We start from the raw sequence: 17,869 nt of genomic DNA, 5'->3' as shown, positions 1-17,869 counted from the left end.
ATGGCTCTCACGGGGTCGATGATGATGGGGCCGCAGGACCGGCGGGATGGCCCACCTCGGGAATGGGTTCATCCAGGAGGTCCCCCCAGTCCGTTCGCTCTTCCATGGTCTGGCGAATGTCTGCCGGCAGCATGTCGTTCGTGGTCATGGGCATCCAGCCGCCACCCGCTGCCCGGTACAGGTCGACGATGGCGCTCACATGGGCGCCGTGGTTGACCAGCTCCCGCTCGGCCTGGGCAAACAGGATGCGCTGGGCATCCAGCACCCGCTGGAAGTCCGAATAACCCTCCTGGTAGCGTTTGGTAGCCAGATCCAGGGCCCGTTGTGCCGCCTCGACGGATTCCGTCAGGGACCGCTGACTTTCCACCGTCTTCACCACCTGGACGGCGGCATCGTCCAGTTCCCTGGCGGCAGCCAGCACCTGGCCCTGGAAGGCCGCAATGGCCGACTGCAGGCGGGCATCCTGCAGGCGCACGTTGTTGCGGATGCGACCGTAATCGAAGATATTCCAGCTCAGGGCCGGACCGGCCAGCAGGCTGGTACTGGAGCCGCTGTCCGACAGCGTGGATGTGCTCCAGCCGATGCTGCCGAACAGGGAGATCGCCGGGTAGTAGTCCGCCTCCGCCACGCCGATCTGGGCCGATTGCACAGCCACCTGCCAGGCGGCGGAGCGCACATCCGGGCGTCGCAGCAGCAGTTGAGCGGGCACCGCCTCGATCGCCATCGGACGGACAGGGGGCAGCTCACCCCTGGTGGCCTCCAGTTCCGATATGGGACCGGGGGGCCGGCCCAGCAGCCCCGCCAGCGCGTTACGCAGTCGAATCATGTCCGCCTGTAACAGCGGGATGGTGGCCCTGGTTGCCAGGTATTGCGTCCGGGCCTGCTGAAGATCCAGTTCCGAGCCCTGCCCTGCCTTGAATATCCGCTCGGTGATCTCGAAACTGCGGTGCTGGATGGCCGCATTGTGTCGGGCTATGTCGATACGCTGAAGCGTCGTGCAATAGGCGTAGTAAAGGTCCACCACCTGGGCCACCAGCAGCACCTGGGCATCCTGCTGGTTGGCAATGGAGGCAAAGAAGGCCGCATCCGCCGATTCGATACCACGGCGAAACCGTCCCCAGAAATCCAGCTCCCAGCCCACGGAAAAATCCGCTGAATAGCGGGCAAAACTCCGGTCACGGTCCGCCCCGCCCGCCTGTTCCCCGCGAATGTAGGTGGCATCGGCGCCAATCTGCTGCAGTTGCGGATAGCGGCCACTGTCGGCGATACCCAGGGCCGCCCGGCTTTCCAGGATGCGCAGGCCGGCAAGGCGCAGCGAGGGATTCTCGCGGCGTGCCTCGGCAATCAGGACCGTGAGCACCGGGTCATTGAACAGATGCCACCAGAAACGCAGGTCATCCCCCGTGCCGTCGTCCGCCTGAACCCGCTGGCCATACAGGTCCGGTTGCCAGTCCGACAGCCAGTCCACCTCTGGTGGCTGGTAGTCCGGTCCCACGGTGGCACAGCCTCCCAGCAGCCCCAGCACCACCAACACACCCCGTAACCGTCGCCACCCAGGCGATGGCACGGACTCAGTCATTGCCCTCGGCACTGGTCCGCACATCCGTTGCTGCTTCCTCCGTAACCGGTTCAGCCGCATCCACCCATTCCATGAATATCTGATAGCCCACGGCGAGCACCACCCCGCCGACAAACAGCCCGATCAAGCCACCGGTGATCATGCCGCCCAACGCCCCCAGCAGGACAATGATCATTGGCGCTTCCACTCCCCTCCCCAGCAACAGGGGTTTGAGGACGTTGTCTGACAGCCCCGCAACAAACAGGTAGACGGTGAACACCGTATTGCTGACCGTGGAACCATCGCCGGTCCACAGGTACGCGATGGCCGGCAGGGTGATGATCAGGGCAGGTAGCTGGATGATGCCTGTCAGGAACACAACCAGCGCCAGAACACCGGCCGCCGGAATACCTGCCAGCAGGAAGCCCACTCCCAACAGCAACGACTGAATAAAAGCAACCCCGATGACACCCGTGGCCACCGACCGTACCGTGGCGATGGACAATACCTTCAGGCGGCGCCCCCGGACAGGATCCGTAAAGCGGACGAAGATCCGCTCAAAAGCCTGATCCGCGTGGGAAGCGTACGCCAGCATGACACCGGCAATGGCGATGGAAGCGAGGAACAGCAGGATGCCCACGGCGCTACCGGCCACCCCTGACAACGCCCGGCGGGACCAGTCGGCCAAGGCTTCACGGTGGTCCTCTGCATACTGTGGCAGATTGGCCGCCGCCTCGCTCCAGGCGCCATACACGGCGTTGCCGATCAGCGGCCAGTCCGCCACGGTTTCGGGCGGTGGATCAATGTGCAGTGCCCCGCTCCTCACCCCATCGAGCACACCGGCCAGATGATCAACAAAGGAAATGCCCAGCAGCAACGTCGGTACACCAATCAGCAGGAGCCCGGAAATGACAACAATACCCGCTGCCAGGCCCCGACGACTGCCCAGGCGGGCGGCAAGGCCCTCCGTCATTGGCGACAGTGCAATGGCAAGAATGGTTGCCCAGATCACCAGGTTGGCAAAGGGCGTGACGATGCGAACACAGACCACCGCCAGGACCAGCACCAGGGCGACTCTGATCAGCGTCTCCAACAGGTCACGGGTCACCATCCTACGAACTACGGATTCATCAAACGCCATGGATGTTCTCTCCGTCACGGGCGAAGGCTTTCACCATTCGTCTTGTCGCTGGTTTCCGGAGATTCCCCAAGCCACCGATAGATCCGTGCGACCAGTTCTTCGGCCAGCAGCATGGTGACAATCACCAGTATCAGCACCAGCACACCATGGAACCGGCCCAGGAACTGCACACCATCGCCGAAGGCCAACGATAGCGCCTCAAGGATCACGAACTTGGAACCAAACAGCAGCAGCCAGGCACTGAAGTAACGCATGAATACCGCAAACCCTCCCCGCATCGCCCTGAACCAGGCCGCCACCCGGTGCTCAATCACAATGGTTAGGCGCAGGAGAACCTGCAGCAGCACGGCGGCGAACAGGGAGGTGGTAAAGGAATCAATGCGGACGTGGTCTGAATACTCGTTGAACAGGTTCAGCACCACCAGGTCGATCAGGATGGCCAGGAAATAACGGACAAAAAGCCGCTGCCGGTTATTGACGGCCTGGACCAGGACGGGCTCAAAGACGCTGTGGCTGCCTGCCTTCTCCATTGGCGGTTCCCTTTACGTATACCAACGCATTGAAAGTGCCTGGGCACCTGCGCAGACAGCCTGGGCCGACCGACTTCATCGAATCCCTGACCGGCGTAACAGGGTGCTGTCCTGAGCGGACGACTTTAAGTAAAGACAATGTCCGGGGTACTGGCAAGCCAGGACGTTCGCTACATGGGCTTCCCTTTATCAGGCAGGTCTGTGTTCGGTTCCTTCTCCCGGGGTCACAAACAGCATACGGGAGGGTTCGTGGGTCCTGGCGGTATGCCAGGTGTCCATGGGCACCACCACGTAGTCGCCCGACGCCTTGAGCTCAACCTCCCGGTCGCCGTCCGCCGACTGCAGTACGAAGGTCATGTGTCCGGACAACAGGATAACGATCTCGTCACCATGGGGGTGCTTTTCCCAACTGGGCCAGTCCGCGTCGAATTCATGGTGGGAGATCAGTTCACAGCCACTGAAGCCGTTGTAATCCCGATCCAGGCGTTCATAGAGGGTTCCGTCGCACGGCTCCAGTGTCGCCTTCTTGCCGGCATCGAGGACAACGAAATCCTTCTTCAGTGATGAGGTAAGTACAGGCATGGTTGACGCTCCCTTTCTGGCCGATCCGGCCGGGCCGAACATTGTCAGAGACTACCGCACCAGAGGATTCTGGACGGAACCGCCGGGAACAATCAACCAGTCTGCTCCGGCACCTCGCCCCTCACCCATGGCTGGATAACATCCTCAATCACCAACCGTGAAAGACAGGATTTTCGAGAGGTGGCTGTAGGGCAGTCCGGTTTCCCGGTGCCAGTCATTAAACGCCGCCTGGGCCTGCATCAACGCCTTTTTGGTGCCCGGTGTGGCATCCAGGAGATTTTCCCGACGCAGGGCGGCGATAACATCCCCGGACAACACAAACCCGTCCCAACCCATGCGGCGGAGAAAGTACTGGGCCGTGTTACCACCCAGGCGACTGCCGTTACGTTTGAACCACAACAGCAACCCGGCCTGGTCATCCGACGACCACTGGGCGAGGAACTGCCCGAAACTGCCGTGCTCCCGGGCCGCATCCACAATCATCCGGGCATTCTCCGGCACGGTACGGATCTTCTGGAGGTTACGGACGATACGCTCGTCCCTGGCCAGGTCCTCAATCACCTCCGGTGGCACCTGTTGCCAGTACAGGGGCACAAACCCATCAAAGGCGGCCTCGAAGCCCGGCCACTTGTTGTCGATCACCCGCCAGACGAATCCGGCCTTGAATATACAGCGGGTGATTTCGGACAGGTAGCGGTCATCACCAAACACTTCCAGCTCCCCGGGTTCCGCTATCCGGGGTAACAGACTTTGCAACGCGGCCTCGCCGCCTTTTCGTGCAGCGGCCTGTTCATAGAGTCTGGCGAACGCCATGATCCTGCTCCGATGATTGGTTGGTATTGAGGCCCGTTAACTGGACGTAACTGAAGGTGCTGCACAGGATGCCACAAAAATGGCCGCTGGTGGCTTGTTCCAGGGTCACTCGGAGGAAGACATCTCCTCATTGGAATACCGCCCGAAGCGCATGGATGAAGACCAGTAGTGGTCCAGTAGTCCCGCCTTGCGTTTCAGGTGGCGAATCCGGTCCTGCAGGGGAGAAGGCGCGGAGGTCTGACCATGGGCGACACTCCCATCCTGCAGGGCCATCCAGGGGGGTACTGGCATTTCCTCGACGACGGCCGGATCCAGTGTGACCTGTTCCCCCGCTTCTGCAAACTTCATGAAGGCCAGCGAGGGCTGTTGCTTTGTCCGTGGACGTCTGAACGACGCCATGGTGCTGACCACCTATGGCTACGCCTACACCGGCAACGTCCATGACCATGGCGGCTCCAGCACCTACTGCCATCACTCCGGGGACCGGCTGGCAATTGGGGCGCTAAGAGGCAACTGGTGCGGTTACGGGACTACGTCTGACGACACCCGCAAAACGAAAAAACCCGGAAGCGCTATACCGCCCCCGGGTTTTCCGATGAACCGCGTTTCAGGCCTTCTGGCGGCGACGGGCCATGCCCAGACCAAATACGCCCAAAGCAAGCAGGGCCAGTGTACCCGGCTCGGCGACACTGGCTATGGTGACATCATCCAGGCCATAGCCGTCGTCCGGGTTGTTGGAATAGATACTGATGTCGTCCAGCCCGGCGGCGTCGAACAGCGTAACGTAGTAGACCTTGCCATTACCCAGGGACGAGCCAAAGACATCGGTGAAACTGAAGTCCACCCCACCGATGGAGAAACGGCCCCCGGCGTCGTTGGGATCGGTCATGTAGAACCCGATCGCGTTATAACCGGCGGTGAGGGAAATCGTCATTTCCATGGCATCCATGCTGTCCAGCCAGTTGTCCGGAGACACGGAAAAACGACCCGTAAAGGGGGTGGTGGCGGCATCCAGCACCGCCAGCCCGTCGTCACAGTCGTAGCTGCCGGTATCGCACAGGCCGCCGGAGCCGGCGGTTACACGGCTAAAGCTTCCCACGCCGGCCACGGAATTGATGGTACCGGCCTGGGTACCCACCGAGTAGCTGGCGTCGTCAAAATTCTCGGTGATATAACCCGATTGGGCCGAGCCAAGGAAGGCTGCCTCGGCGGCAGAGGCGGCGGATGCACCCTGGCCGCTGATGTTAAGGATCGGGGCGGCGTTGGCGGCAGAGGCCACGCCGATAGCGAGGACGGCTGCGACGGGTTTCAGGTACTGCTTCATCTCGATACTCCATATCGATCGATATCAGATTCGTTCTGAAGTGATATAAGCAACCCTCATGCCAGATAATATTACCTAATACTTTCATGTAGTTAATAAATAAGATAAACCTGGCTGTAAACTGAACTGACACTCGCTCGACGGGTAATGATGACTGTACTTGCCTGACAATCCCCTAGGAACGTCCGCCCCTGAGGGGACGGCCATACAACGCCCTCAGTTCGTCCTTGGCCCGTTCCAGGGTGTCCCGCTGGGCATAAGACAACTAACGTCCGGCACGGTTGACGTAGAAGGTCAGCATGGACATGGTGGCACCTCCTTTCGCAATCTACCTGTATAGTTTCCTGACGGGCTCTTCCAAGGCCCTATCGGCCTTCGACTCCAAGCCTGGCAGTCTGGATCGCACATCCCCTTTTTACCGAATTCGAAGAAACGGCGGCGCCCCGCCACCGGCTCCGGTAACCGGCTGGCGGTGAATCGCTATTCGCTCTTCACAACCTCGGTCACCAGCCGCCCTACCTCGGCATGCACCGCACTGCGGGCATCGTTCGAGCGCTCAGAACCGGAATAGTACACCGCAATCAGGACCGGGCCGGCATCCGGGCGCCAGACAATGGCGACATCATTACTGGCACCTCGGTCCCCACTGCCGGTCTTGTCACCCACCGTCCATTGCGGGTCCAGGCCGGCCCTGAGCTTGCTGTCACCGGTGGTATTGCGGATCAGCCAGTCATGCAGTTGCTCCCTGGAACCGGTAGACAGGGCCTCACCCAGCAGTACCGTTTCCATCAGGCCCAGCATGGCGGCAGGCGTCGTGGAGTCCCGTTTATCCCCTGGCAGGTTGGTGTTCAGGTCCGGCTCATTCCGGTCCAGCCGGGATACCGTATCACCCTGGGAGCGCATGTAAGAGGTCAGCCCCGCCGGGCCGCCAAGGGTTTCCAACAGCAGGTTAGCCGTGGTGTTATCGCTGTAACGGATGCTGGCGTCAATCAGTTCGGCTACGGTCATTTCACCCTCGGGCAGGTGCTCTTTCGCCACCGGGGCGTAGGACTGGATATCACTCTCATCGTAGCGAACCGGTCGGTCCAGGGTCTCTTCCCCCGCATCCACCCGGGCCAGGACTGCCGCCCCCAGAACCCACTTGAAGGTGCTGGTCATGGCGAAGCGTTCGTCAGCCCGATACTCGAATCGCCGACCTGTTTCCGTATCCAGAACCGCCACGCCCAGGCGACCACCATTGGTGGATTCCAGGGCTTCAATCGACTCCTGGAATCGCTCGTCAGCGGACGGGCCGGTGTCGGCACAAGCCATATTGACCATCAATGCCAGGGCAGCAACAGCCGCCCCCATGCTGATCGTACGAAGCCGACGTGTCTTTACCTTTGCCATACAGGGATATCCTCAGCCGTTGTGTAGTGACAACCAGAGGGGAGCATACACTGCCCCGGGTATCGGAAGGCGGCGGAAGAATGGCGGATTGTGGCGAAATATGGCGGGCACCTGACAAGGGCTCTGAAACCTCGCCGCAGCTGCCATTTTTATGGGCGACAGTTACGAGTACCACACCACCACAGACTATCGTCTGACTGAACAGATCGGCTCCCATGGTCTATTCTTCAGGGCACGCTGGTCGACGAGCCCACCCCGACAGCCACACCGCAATCCAGCTGTCACCTGACTGCGGTAGAGCTATCCAGGTTGACTCGTCCCAGCCCCCAACCCATAACACCGATCGTCAGGGAAGAAGTATCATGGCGGCCCACATCGAAAAATCAGACCTTGAAGCCCTACCCGTCCTGTCGTACCAGGATCTTCGCTCTCAGCTCAGGTCCGGCGACCTGCTGTTCACCTCCGGCGACTACCTGGTTTCAAAGGCCATCCAGACCATGACCCGCAGCGCCTGGAGCCACGTGGGCATCGTCTTCCATATCGAGGCCATTGACCGCATCCTGCTGCTGGAAAGTGTCGAGGATATGGGCGTCCGTTTTGCCCCCCTGTCCAAGTATGTGAGGGACTACGAGAACGGAAAACCCTACAAGGGACGCGTCGCCATTGCCCGCTGCGCTGACATCACGCCCGACATGGTCCGAAAGCTATCGGTGTTTGGTGTGGACGAGCTGACCAAGCCCTACGACAAGGACGAGATCGCCAATGTGCTCGCCCGCATCACACTCGGTAAGGGCAAACGCAAACGGGACCGGGAATACATCTGCTCGGAACTCGTCTACGAATGCTTCGCCCACGCCGGCAAGGAGTTCCGCTACAACCGGAAGGGGTTTATCAGCCCCCAGGATATCTGGCTGGATGACCGGCTTTCACTGCTTGGCCGGATCCTGTAGGCAATAGCCGGCGGTAACGGATGGCGACGATTACGGGACGGTCAGGACCATAGCGGACTCCGCAATGATAGGATGGGCCGCAATATTGGCCGATACGCGTGGCCGGTAATCAGCGAATGGTCGTTGCTTCAGTTCCGGTCTCGCCTTCACTTCTCAAACCATGGATCTGCAGATGAAAAGACACTCTCTCTCCCTGTCGGCGCTGGTGCTGGCCCTCGGCTTCGGCGTCCCGGCGTTTGCGGCTTCCACCGGAAACCCACTCTGTGCCGCCAAGGAAGCCGAGGTAGAACGGCAAATGGACATGGCTCGCGAGCAAGGCAACCGGGAGCGGCTCCGGGGCCTGGAAACGTCGCTGGAGCGTATCCGCACCCATTGCACCGACGACGAACTGCTGGCAGACGCCGAGGAAGAGGTCCGGGACAGCCTGGAGGATCTGGAAGAGCAAAGGCAGGAACTCGAGGAGGCGATCCAGGAAGGCGACACCGATGAGATCGAGGACCGCCGGGAAGACCTGAAAGAGGCCACAGACGAGCTTGAGGAGCACACCCGGGAGCTGGAAGCCCTGCGCAACCAGGCAGGTCGCTAGCGCCAGTTCGTCATTTCGTGACTATTCCACCTGACCACACGGAGATGGCTGGGCCCCGACTCCAGAAGCCACTCCGTCAACCGGATATCACATTTGATGGCACGGTCCACAGGCAGATCCCGACCTGCGACAAAGCCATCGACCCAGTATCTTCATCCTGTCCTCTGGTCCTTTATCCCATGATCGCCTCGCGAATCCGCCGCGTCCTGAAACTACCCTTCCCTGAGTTCCTTCAGCGCATCCCGCACATGGCCGCACAGGGCGTCGCTGACGGGTGCCCTGGCACGCTGGACAAGCACCACCTGATAGTTCGCCAGCGGCGGCAACCCTTCCTTGTCCAGCCGGCGTAACGGCGGGCGCACCAGGCTTCGCGGGAAAGGCGCCACCGCCAGGTCCGCCATCATGGCTGCCTCCTGCCCTGCACAGTGATCACAGTTGAACGCAACCCGGTAGGAAACGCCAGCCCGGTCCAGGGCATCCAGGGCGGTTCGGCGCCAGACGCAGCCATGGTTGGCCAGGGCCACCGGCAGGGGGGAGCGATGAGCGGCGACTCCCCCTTCCCGTCCGGCCCAGACCAGGGGTTCAGAATGCACCACCTCCCCCCTTGGTTCCTGGTTCTGGTTGCCCGATGTGACCAGTACCAGATCCAGTTCCCCGGCATCCAGCCGGGCCAGGTTCTGCTCGCTTGGCCCCACGACAACATCCACCTGCACCGCCGGGTGCGAACGCGCAAACTGGGACAGCACCCCCGGCAGGATTCGTGTCCCCACATCGTCCGTGGTCCCCAGGCTGATCCGGCCTTCCAGGACGGGAGACAGGAACTGCTGGACCGCTTCCTCGTTGAGGCTCAGAAAACGCCGACCATAGCCGAGCAGCACCTCGCCCTCGGAAGTCAGCCGCACATGTCGGGCCTCCCGCACGAAGAGTGATTGCCCCAGGATGTCCTCCAGGCGCTTTATCTGCATGCTCAATGCCGAGGGCGTTCGGTGAACCTGCCGTGCCGCACGGGTAAAACTGCCGCTCTCGGCAATGGCAACGAAGGTCCTGAGCACATCGATATCCAGCAAAGGCAGATTGGCGGGATGGGGGGTGGCAACGGAAGCGTCCATTTGAACTCTCACCTTCTGAATTCAGGCCTTTCAATTTTACTTAACAGATACCTTAAACCTTTTCGTTTGTCTTATCAAACTGCCCGGCCCATCCTGTTTGGAAAGGACGGGAGGCCAACAGAAGCGCAGGCCTCCTTAGCCAACACACCCTCGAACGAGACAGAAAAGAGGAGGCCAGGACCATGAACCACAACCACACATTCCAGCGCCCACAACCAACACCGGAATCCCCCCGGAAGCCACCACGGCTGGACCTGTATATGCCCGCCACACCGCCGCTGGCATCACTATCGGTTCTCGAGTTCTGGGTACGGATGGTCTGGCGCCGGCTCCGGTTCCGCCACCGCAGTGCTCCCCTACTGAAGGCGTCCGACACGGTGTTGCAGGATGTCGGCCTGGAACGGAGCGATATCGAATGGGCCCTCAACCTGCCGCTGAAGGTGGACGCCCTCAAGGCCCTGGCCAGGTGCCGGCGGGCACGGCGGCAGTACCTTGAGGAGCAGTACGGGAAACGGCCATGTTCTCCGGATGGAGCTGAGGGAACAGCAATCACCGCCACCGGGAAGCCTGCCCCCGCCAGCTCTGACAGGAGCCCGCGTGGGGCAACCGTCGCCCCAGGTTGCTGAAGCGGCCAAACCTTTGTGAAGGGGAACACGCCCATCAACGTGTGTTCCCCCCCAGCCCTCCATGGTTCATTCCTCTCTGCAGTTGTTTATCATCAGCTAGTGTCCCGTTCGTTAACTGACGGTGACCAGTCCAGTAGAGGACATGACCGGTATGGCGGACTATTCATGGATGCATTGATCACGGCGGCGGCGCGCGCCCTGGCGGCGGGCGACCCGCTCGGAGCCCTTAACCGGGTCGCCCTGCGCGACGATCCACCGGCACTGGCGCTGCGCGGCACTGCCATGGCCCAGCTTGGGGATTTCGGGCGTGCCAGGGCGCTCCTGCAACGGGCCCGGCGCTCCTTTGGTCGTAAAGAGGCTCTGGCCCGGGCCAGGTGCACTATCGCCGAGGCGGAAGTGGCGCTGGCCTCCCGGGACCTGGGCTGGTCCGCCGACGTGGTCGACCGGGCACGGCAGACACTGGAACAACACGGTGACCGGGCCAACGCCGCACACGCCCGTTACCTCGAGGCAAGGCGTCAGTTGCTGATCGGGCATATCGACGACGCCGAAGCCACCCTCGCCTGGCTCACCCCCACAGACTTTCCCCCACCACTGGTGGCGGTCCACGAACTCCTGACAGCGGGCATTGCCCTGCGACGCCTGCAAACCGGACCCGCCCGGGCGGCACTCCAGCGTGCCCGACAGGCCGCCGGAGAGTCAGGCATACCGGCACTTGCCGGAGAAGTGGACAACGCCTTCCAGGTGCTGGATGCCCCGGCTGCCCGAAGGGTATCGATGGGAAGTGAATACCCCATGCGGCTGGAAGACGTGGAGGCCCTGTTCGCCTCGGACAACCTGGTGGTGGACGCCTGCCGTTATCTGGTTCGCCATCGCGACCAGGTGGTTTCCCTGGCCGGTCGCCCGGTGCTGTTCACGCTTGCCCGTACCCTGGCTGAAGCCTGGCCGGCGGAGGTCTCCCGGGACACCCTGACCCACCACGCCTTCCGGCTGAAACCCACCGATGAATCCCTGCGGGTGCGGCTGCGGGTGGAAATGGGGCGGCTGCGCACCGCCCTTCAACCCCTGGCCGACGTCAGCGCCACCGGGGACGGCTATGCACTGGCGCCCCACTCCGGGCAAGACGTTGTGCTCGTGGCTCCCCCGGTGGACGACAGGCACGCGGCGGTACTCGCCCTGCTGGTGGACGGCGAGGCCTGGTCCAGCTCATCCCTGGCCATTGCCCTGGGCACCAGCCAGCGCACCGTGCAACGGGCCCTGGACGCCCTGGCTAAGGCAGGCAAGATACAGGCGTTCGGCCGCGGGCGGGCCCGGCGCTGGACCACGCCATCCGTGCCGGGATTCACGACAACCTTGTTACTCCCGTCGCCACTGCCGGTGCATTAGGCTGTCGTTGAGGCTGTCGGCCCGCCATTGAGCGGTGGCAGTCAAACCTCAACCAGCGAAAGGAATGCTCCAATGAAACAATCCAATGCCATCATTATCGACGAATATGGCCCCTTCCCGGAGGTCGATGCGGTTCATGGCGTCAGTTACGACGGTAAGCACGTCTGGTTTGCCGTGGGTGACCGGTTGCTCGCCCTGGCCCCGGAGAGCAACGCACTCCAGCGCACCCTCAATGTGACGGCCAACGCGGGCACCGCCTGGGACGGCACGCACCTGTACCAGATTGCCGAGGACCGTATCCAGAAGCTGGACCCGGGCACCGGCGAGGTACTGTCGAGCATCCCGGCCCCCGGCAACAGCAATTCCGGCATGGCCTGGGCGGAAGGCAGCCTTTGGGTCGGGCAATACCGGGACCGCAGGATCCACCAGGTGGACCCTGCAACCGGCGATATCCTTCGCACCATTGAGAGCAGCCGTTTCGTGACCGGTGTCACCTGGGTGGACGGGGAACTCTGGCATGGCTGCTGGGAAGATGACGAAAGCGAGCTTATGCGCATCGACCCCGACACCGGCGAGCCCCTGGAAACACTGGCCATGCCGGCCAACACGGGCGTATCCGGTCTCGAATCCAACGGCAGCGACCGCTTCTTCTGTGGTGGCGGCACCAGTGGTAAGATCAGGGTGGTGCGACGCCCCCAAGGGTAAGGGTCAAAAGGGCCTGGCCCGGGTGTTTGCGCCGTTCATGGCATAGACGGTATCCGGTAACCTATGAGCAGCACAACCGCCCGCATAGCCTTCCTCTATCCCGGCCACGCCGCCGAGGATGATTACCCGCGACTGGCGCGGATGGTCTCTCCGGCGGCGGACGTCACTGTCATCCATACGGCGTTTGACGAGGATGCCCATACCGTGGAGGCACTCACGGAGATGGGCAGCCCACGGCGCCTGACCGAAGGCGCCAGACACCTGGAGCACCAGGACCTGGACGCGGTGCTCTGGACCTCCACCAGCGCCAGCTTCGTGCGCGGTATCGACGGCATCCGGGAACAGATCGAGACCCTGGAACACCTGCTTCATATCCCGGCTTCCACCACCGCCATGGCCTTTGCCCGGGCCATTACCGCCCTTGACGCCAAACGTGTTGCCATCGCCGCCAGCTATCCCCGGGATATCGCCCTGCGGTTCCAGGCGTTCCTGGAGCATTTCGATATCGAGGTGGTATCCGTCGCCAGTCACGGCATTATCACCGCCACGGAGGTAGGCGCCCTGGACAGGGAGGCGGTGCTCGGGTTCGCCATCGATAACAACCACCCGGACGCCGATGCCCTGCTGGTGCCGGACACCGCGCTACACTCCGCCGCCTGGCTGGAAGACCTGGAAGCGGCGGCGGGCAAACCGGTGCTGACCGCCAACCAGGTCAGCTTCTGGGAGGGACTGAGGTTATGCGGCAGACTCAGTCCCCAGCCCGGCCTTGGCGCCCTGTTCCGGATGGATCCCCTGGGTTGATGGGGAGTTGGTACCGTAACGCTAGGCCCGGCCCAGGAACTTCCGCTCCTCAACATTGATCCGGATCCGGTCTCCCGTGGAGATATGCTCCGGCACCTGCACCACCAGTCCCGTGGTCAGTTTCGCCGGCTTGGTGCGGGCCGTGGCTGAGCCACCCTTGATCGAGGGGTCCGTCTCGGCGATCTCCAGGTCCACGGTGGGCGGCAGGTCGATAGCCACCGGTGCGTCGTTCAGCAGGATCACCATCACCCCCTGGGTTTCCTCGGTGATGAACAGCAGCTCGTCGGCGATGGCTTCCCGGTTCAGGCTGTACTGGGTGTAGTCCTCGGTGTCCATGAACACATACTCATCGCCATCGGAGTAGGAGAAGGCCGATGGGCGGCGAACCAGGTCCGCCAGGTTGAGCATGTCGGAATCCTTGAAGGTCTCATCCAGCTTGGCGCTGGTCACCACATCGTACATGCGCATGCGGTAGAGACTGCCCCCGGCACGCCCCTGGGGCACCGAGCGCTCGATATCCTTGACGAAATAGACCCTGCCATCATATTCAATGGCCTGATTTTTCTTGATTTCGCTGGCTTTTGGCATTGCTGTCCGTCCTGCAACCTTAAAGTGAGATGAAAGGGTTTGCTGATATAGCACGACTGGCGCAAACAATCGACAGGCAAGGCCCGGTGCCAGAAAATATTCCTGACACCGCTCAGGAGAGGCGGCGCTTACAGACTCACGAGGGACTCGGCAATCCCGTCATCCCCGGACAGCAGGTCGAAGGTCTGGTGCACGGTGTTGTCCGCATCCAGCGTGGCGAGCAGCACCGCAGCCACATCCTCACGGGGAATGGAGCCGGTCCGGTCAAGCCGTGGGCGCAACTCGACCCGCCCGGTACCGGGATCGTTGGTCAGGGGGCCGGGGCGGACCAGGGTGAAATCCAGGCTGCTGGCACGCAGGTGTTCGTCCGCCTTCTGTTTGGCCCGCAGGTAGTGATGTAGTTTCTCCGGGGCCTTTCCCGGCGCATCGGCCCGCATGCTGCTGACCATGAGGAAGCGCTTTACGCCGGCTGCCTCGGCCGCGTCAATCAGTCTGATGGCACCGTTCTGGTCCACATCAATGGTCTTGTCCGGGCCGGTATGGGGGCCGGAGCCGGCGGTGAACACCACCGCGTCGCAGTCCTTGAGTGCATGACTGCAGTCCTGCTCCAGGTCTGCCACCACGGTTTCGGCGGCGCCCAGTTCCTCCATCGTCTTCGCCTGCTCGGGGTTCCGGACCATGGCCCGGGCGGAGTGCTGGCTACCGGCCATCTGCCGGACAAGGTGCTGGCCGATCTTGCCATTGGCACCGGCAATAAGAACACGCATGGTTCACCTCCTGATCATTGGCGGGAAAGTCCTATCTTACTGCGTCCGGCAACAGCTTCTTTCAAGCCGGTAGCCCACAGAAAAGGTTGGGGCCAGCGTAACTGCCGTCCGGTTCGCAGGTTGTCATCCCGGACCATTACCAGGCGAGCCGGTCGGGTTCGCCGGTCATCGCCAGCAACCGCCTGCGGGTCGTATCCCGTAACCGGATGGCGGAGGCCCAGTCATCCCCGGTCGGCTCGATGGCCTCCCCCACAATGGCGTCCACGGCGCCTGGCCGGGGATTCCACCGATCCGCCGGTAACTTGGTGCGGGTCCCCCTGAGCGCAATGGGGATAACCGGTTCCCGGAGCAGCGATGCCGTCATGAACGCGCCCATATGGAAGGGCCGCAACCCCGGGGCGGCATCAAAGCTGCCTTCGGCGAAGAACACCAGGCGGTGGTCACGGCCGCGTTCGGCAATCTGTCGCGAGCCCCGGACACTGGCCTCACCGCTGGCGCGCTTGATGGTTTCCACGCCTATTCTGTCCATAAAACGCCGCAACACGGCAAACCGACGCAGCTCGGCCTTGGCCAGGAAGGTGACGGGAAATGGCACCAGCGCGGTCATAACGAACGCATCAATGTAGCTGCAATGGTTGGCCACAATCACACAGCCCCCGGGCACCTGCTTCAGCCGTTCTCCGCCGTGGACCCGCAGGCGGGTGCCGGTCAGCAGGCCCAGTAGCCTGGCGGCCCAGTGGCACAACCGCCAGCGCCAGCGTAACCGGGGCAGGATATTGACCAGTACCACCACGGGTACACTGATCAGAACCAGGGCTACCCAGGCCCAGCCGGAATAGAGCAAACGCCCCATGCCGGTTACCATACGCCTTGCCTGTTGCAGCCAGCTACCACGGGCCAGGCGTGCCAGTTGACGCCATACCGGCACCGGTTTTTGCTCGAGCTCACCCCGTTCATAACGCAGGCGGGCTTCATGGCGCCGCAGCTTGCCGCTGGTGGTCTTGGGAACGCTACGGGGCCTGACGATAACCACATCATCCACATCGATGCCCAGCGACTCCCGCGCGATGCGGGCAATGTCGTCCCTCAGGCGGTCGCGGAGCTCTCGGTCGGTCGACCGTGTCTCGGCGACCAGCACCAACTTCTCGCCCTGCGCTTCCCCCATGCCGGTGGCGAAGGCCACAACGCAGCCACTTCTTACGCCTTCCAGTTTACCGACCATTTCTTCGATCTCACCGGGATAGAGGTTGCGGCCTGCGCGCACAATCAGGTCCTTGTTGCGACCGGTCAGATAGAGCTCACCGTCGGCGATATACCCGCGATCACCGGTATTCAGCCAATTCCCCTCGAACAGCCTGGCGGTCTCCTCGTCGTTGCGGAAATAGCCCGCCGTGGCGGAAGGTCCGGTGAACTGCAACGCTCCCTCGTGGCGTTCGGGCAGTTCCTTGCCGCTGGCATCGACAATCCGTATATGGTGACCGGGAATGGGCCTGCCGCAGGCCACGAAGCGCAGTGGGTTTCCTGCCCCGGCGCCCACAGGGCGGGCTTCGCCCTGCTCCTGGAAGCGGTCACGGTCGACCTCGTCGATAACCGGTTCCCGGGGCTCCGCCGGAAAGGTCAGCGCGACGCAGTTCTCCGCCAGACCGTAAACCGGCGCCATGGCTTCAGGGCGGAACCCGTAGGGCCGGAAGCGTTCGATAAAACGCTCGACCGTATCCGGACTGACGGCCTCCGCACCGTTGAATGCCACCCGCCAGGAGCCCAGGTCAAGCCCCTCCAGGTCACTGTCGTCCAGGCGCCGGAGGCAGAGCTCGTATCCGAAGTTGGGTGCCGGCGACAGCGTACCGCCAAACTGGTGGATAGCCCACAACCAGTACCGGGGCCGTGTCAGGAACAGCAGCGGCGACATGATCACCAGGTGCATGCCATACCACAGGCTGGACAGGCAGGTCCCGATCAGCCCCATGTCGTGGTAGAGCGGCAGCCAGCTGACGAAGACATCGTCCTGGTCCACCTGCAGCACCTCATTGGCGGCACGGATATTGGCAAACAGGCTGGCATGGCTGAGCTGGACGCCCTTGGGATTGCCGGTGCTGCCAGAGGTGTATTGCAGGAAGGCGATGTCCCTGGCCCCGGAGCCGCCAACTGGCCGATCCAGCGGGTGGCCCCAGAGTTCATCCGGCGTCACCACGTGCCTGAGGGTTGGCACCATCCCCTTGATCAGGGACGCCAGCTTGCTTGCCTCCGGCAAGGTGATCAGGACCCGCACCTGGGCATTGTTGAGGATGTCCGCCTGCCGACGCAGGTGTTCTTCAAGCTGGGAGGCCCGTGCGGGCGGGTAAAGCGGCACCGGAATACCATCGGCATAGAGTGTGCCAAAGAAGCCATGGAAATAGTCATGGCCGGTGGGCAGCATCAACGCCACGGTATCCCGCTGCCGCAGGTCATGCTGGAAAAGACCATTGGCAACCCGCAGCGCCCCCTTGTGCAACTCGCCAAATGTCAGCGGGGCGACATCGTCATAGCTTCGGATCCAGTGCAGGTACGTTCGCCCGGGATGCCGCCGGTTGTGCCATTGCAGGGCCTCCTGCAGGGTTTCGAAATCCGGTACCTGGAAATGTTCGCGGTCCTCTTCAGTATCCTCCAGTCCTTCTGTGTAGGAATGACCACCGGCGGACTCCGGCTGCTCTCCCCTCAACCGTGCTACCGCATCCAGGATATCCCGCGGGGTGTCGGCATCGCTCAGCAACTGTTCGGGTAACTGGACCGAGAACCGGCGTTCCACATTCACCAGCAATTCCGCCCGGCTCAGGCTGTCCAGCCCCAGGTCGCTTTCAAGTTGGCTGTCCAGGGTCAGCCCGGTGTCTCGTCGGTTCCCCGGCTCGCCATGTTGCAGGGTCTCATCCAGCGCGGCCATCATGGCCTCGGCCATGGTGTCGCGATGTTCCTGTTCCGGCATAGCCACTCCAGTGGGAACGTTCAGGGTCCCCCATACCCCAAGCATAGCCTGCCAT

General features: G+C 62.4%; 18 protein-coding genes. 6 read left to right on the top strand and 12 right to left on the bottom strand.

The features are described 5' to 3' along the window. Window positions 1–7: 7 nt before the first annotated feature. The 8 genes from ACJO3T_RS13755 to bla all read right to left on the bottom strand — a co-directional run bounded on the left by ACJO3T_RS13755 (window position 8) and on the right by bla (window position 7,337). Window positions 8–1,579 carry a TolC family protein gene (locus tag ACJO3T_RS13755; RefSeq protein WP_406978817.1) on the bottom strand — a complete coding sequence of 524 codons (1,572 nt, stop codon included), beginning with the start codon at window positions 1,577–1,579 and terminating at the stop codon, window positions 8–10. Then, complete coding sequence (locus ACJO3T_RS13750) at window positions 1,572–2,699, bottom strand: AI-2E family transporter (protein ID WP_406963380.1); 1,128 nt, start codon at window positions 2,697–2,699, stop codon at window positions 1,572–1,574. Before ACJO3T_RS13750 ends, ACJO3T_RS13755 begins: the two co-directional genes overlap by 8 nt. Before the next feature lie 14 nt (window positions 2,700–2,713). After that, window positions 2,714–3,229 carry a hypothetical protein gene (locus ACJO3T_RS13745; RefSeq protein ID WP_406963381.1) on the bottom strand — a complete coding sequence of 172 codons (516 nt, stop codon included), beginning with the start codon at window positions 3,227–3,229 and terminating at the stop codon, window positions 2,714–2,716. Window positions 3,230–3,418: 189 nt separating this feature from the next. After that, window positions 3,419–3,811, bottom strand: coding sequence for a cupin domain-containing protein (locus ACJO3T_RS13740; protein ID WP_406963382.1), 393 nt, complete (start codon window positions 3,809–3,811; stop codon window positions 3,419–3,421). Between the two features lie 144 nt (window positions 3,812–3,955). Beyond that, on the bottom strand, window positions 3,956–4,624 hold the full coding sequence (locus ACJO3T_RS13735) for a DNA-3-methyladenine glycosylase I (RefSeq protein ID WP_406978815.1): 669 nt from the start codon (window positions 4,622–4,624) through the stop codon (window positions 3,956–3,958). A 105-nt stretch (window positions 4,625–4,729) separates the two neighbouring features. Continuing rightward, window positions 4,730–5,023 carry a hypothetical protein gene (locus ACJO3T_RS13730; RefSeq protein WP_406963384.1) on the bottom strand — a complete coding sequence of 98 codons (294 nt, stop codon included), beginning with the start codon at window positions 5,021–5,023 and terminating at the stop codon, window positions 4,730–4,732. 208 nt (window positions 5,024–5,231) lie between these two features. Beyond that, the gene (locus ACJO3T_RS13725) at window positions 5,232–5,948 is read right to left on the bottom strand and encodes a PEP-CTERM sorting domain-containing protein (RefSeq protein ID WP_406963385.1); all 717 of its coding nucleotides are present in this window, start codon (window positions 5,946–5,948) and stop codon (window positions 5,232–5,234) included. A gap of 480 nt (window positions 5,949–6,428) precedes the next feature. Further along, the gene (gene bla, locus ACJO3T_RS13720; RefSeq protein WP_406978814.1) at window positions 6,429–7,337 is read right to left on the bottom strand and encodes a class A beta-lactamase; all 909 of its coding nucleotides are present in this window, start codon (window positions 7,335–7,337) and stop codon (window positions 6,429–6,431) included. Between the two features lie 362 nt (window positions 7,338–7,699). Between bla and ACJO3T_RS13715 the strand changes: the two genes are divergently transcribed. Together ACJO3T_RS13715 and ACJO3T_RS13710 are read left to right on the top strand one after the other, a co-directional pair. After that, the gene (locus ACJO3T_RS13715; RefSeq protein WP_406963388.1) at window positions 7,700–8,287 is read left to right on the top strand and encodes a YiiX/YebB-like N1pC/P60 family cysteine hydrolase; all 588 of its coding nucleotides are present in this window, start codon (window positions 7,700–7,702) and stop codon (window positions 8,285–8,287) included. A gap of 172 nt (window positions 8,288–8,459) precedes the next feature. Next, complete coding sequence (locus tag ACJO3T_RS13710) at window positions 8,460–8,873, top strand: DUF1090 domain-containing protein (RefSeq protein WP_406978813.1); 414 nt, start codon at window positions 8,460–8,462, stop codon at window positions 8,871–8,873. A gap of 212 nt (window positions 8,874–9,085) precedes the next feature. Here the strand turns inward: ACJO3T_RS13710 and ACJO3T_RS13705 are convergent, their stop codons facing one another. Beyond that, window positions 9,086–9,982: a LysR substrate-binding domain-containing protein gene (locus ACJO3T_RS13705; protein ID WP_406978812.1), complete on the bottom strand. Its 897-nt coding sequence runs from the start codon at window positions 9,980–9,982 to the stop codon at window positions 9,086–9,088. A 182-nt stretch (window positions 9,983–10,164) separates the two neighbouring features. Between ACJO3T_RS13705 and ACJO3T_RS13700 the strand changes: the two genes are divergently transcribed. The 4 genes from ACJO3T_RS13700 (at window position 10,165) to ACJO3T_RS13685 (ending at window position 13,500) form a co-directional block, all read left to right on the top strand. Beyond that, entirely contained in the window at window positions 10,165–10,608 is a 444-nt protein-coding gene (locus ACJO3T_RS13700) for a hypothetical protein (RefSeq protein ID WP_406978811.1), read from the top strand. Between the two features lie 165 nt (window positions 10,609–10,773). Further along, window positions 10,774–11,994, top strand: a complete 1,221-nt coding sequence (locus ACJO3T_RS13695) for a helix-turn-helix domain-containing protein (RefSeq protein ID WP_406978810.1) — start codon at window positions 10,774–10,776, stop codon at window positions 11,992–11,994. Between the two features lie 72 nt (window positions 11,995–12,066). Next, entirely contained in the window at window positions 12,067–12,699 is a 633-nt protein-coding gene (locus ACJO3T_RS13690) for a Vgb family protein (protein WP_406978809.1), read from the top strand. Between the two features lie 63 nt (window positions 12,700–12,762). After that, window positions 12,763–13,500 carry a maleate cis-trans isomerase family protein gene (locus tag ACJO3T_RS13685; RefSeq protein ID WP_406963394.1) on the top strand — a complete coding sequence of 246 codons (738 nt, stop codon included), beginning with the start codon at window positions 12,763–12,765 and terminating at the stop codon, window positions 13,498–13,500. A gap of 21 nt (window positions 13,501–13,521) precedes the next feature. On the opposite strand, the gene efpL is transcribed toward ACJO3T_RS13685, so the two are convergent. The 3 genes from efpL to ACJO3T_RS13670 form a co-directional block, all read right to left on the bottom strand. Beyond that, window positions 13,522–14,088 (bottom strand): elongation factor P-like protein EfpL, encoded by a 567-nt coding sequence (gene efpL, locus ACJO3T_RS13680; protein ID WP_406963395.1) that lies wholly within the window; start codon window positions 14,086–14,088, stop codon window positions 13,522–13,524. A 128-nt stretch (window positions 14,089–14,216) separates the two neighbouring features. Further along, a complete protein-coding gene (locus tag ACJO3T_RS13675; RefSeq protein WP_406978808.1) occupies window positions 14,217–14,855 on the bottom strand; it encodes an SDR family oxidoreductase in 639 nt (212 codons plus the stop codon). 136 nt (window positions 14,856–14,991) lie between these two features. Beyond that, window positions 14,992–17,814, bottom strand: a complete 2,823-nt coding sequence (locus ACJO3T_RS13670) for an AMP-binding protein (protein ID WP_406978807.1) — start codon at window positions 17,812–17,814, stop codon at window positions 14,992–14,994. Between the last annotated feature and the right edge of the window lie 55 nt (window positions 17,815–17,869).

Source organism: Marinobacter shunpengi (assembly GCF_045449715.1).
Classification (GTDB): Bacteria; Pseudomonadota; Gammaproteobacteria; order Pseudomonadales; family Oleiphilaceae; genus Marinobacter.
This window is presented reverse-complemented; position numbering and strand designations above follow the sequence as displayed.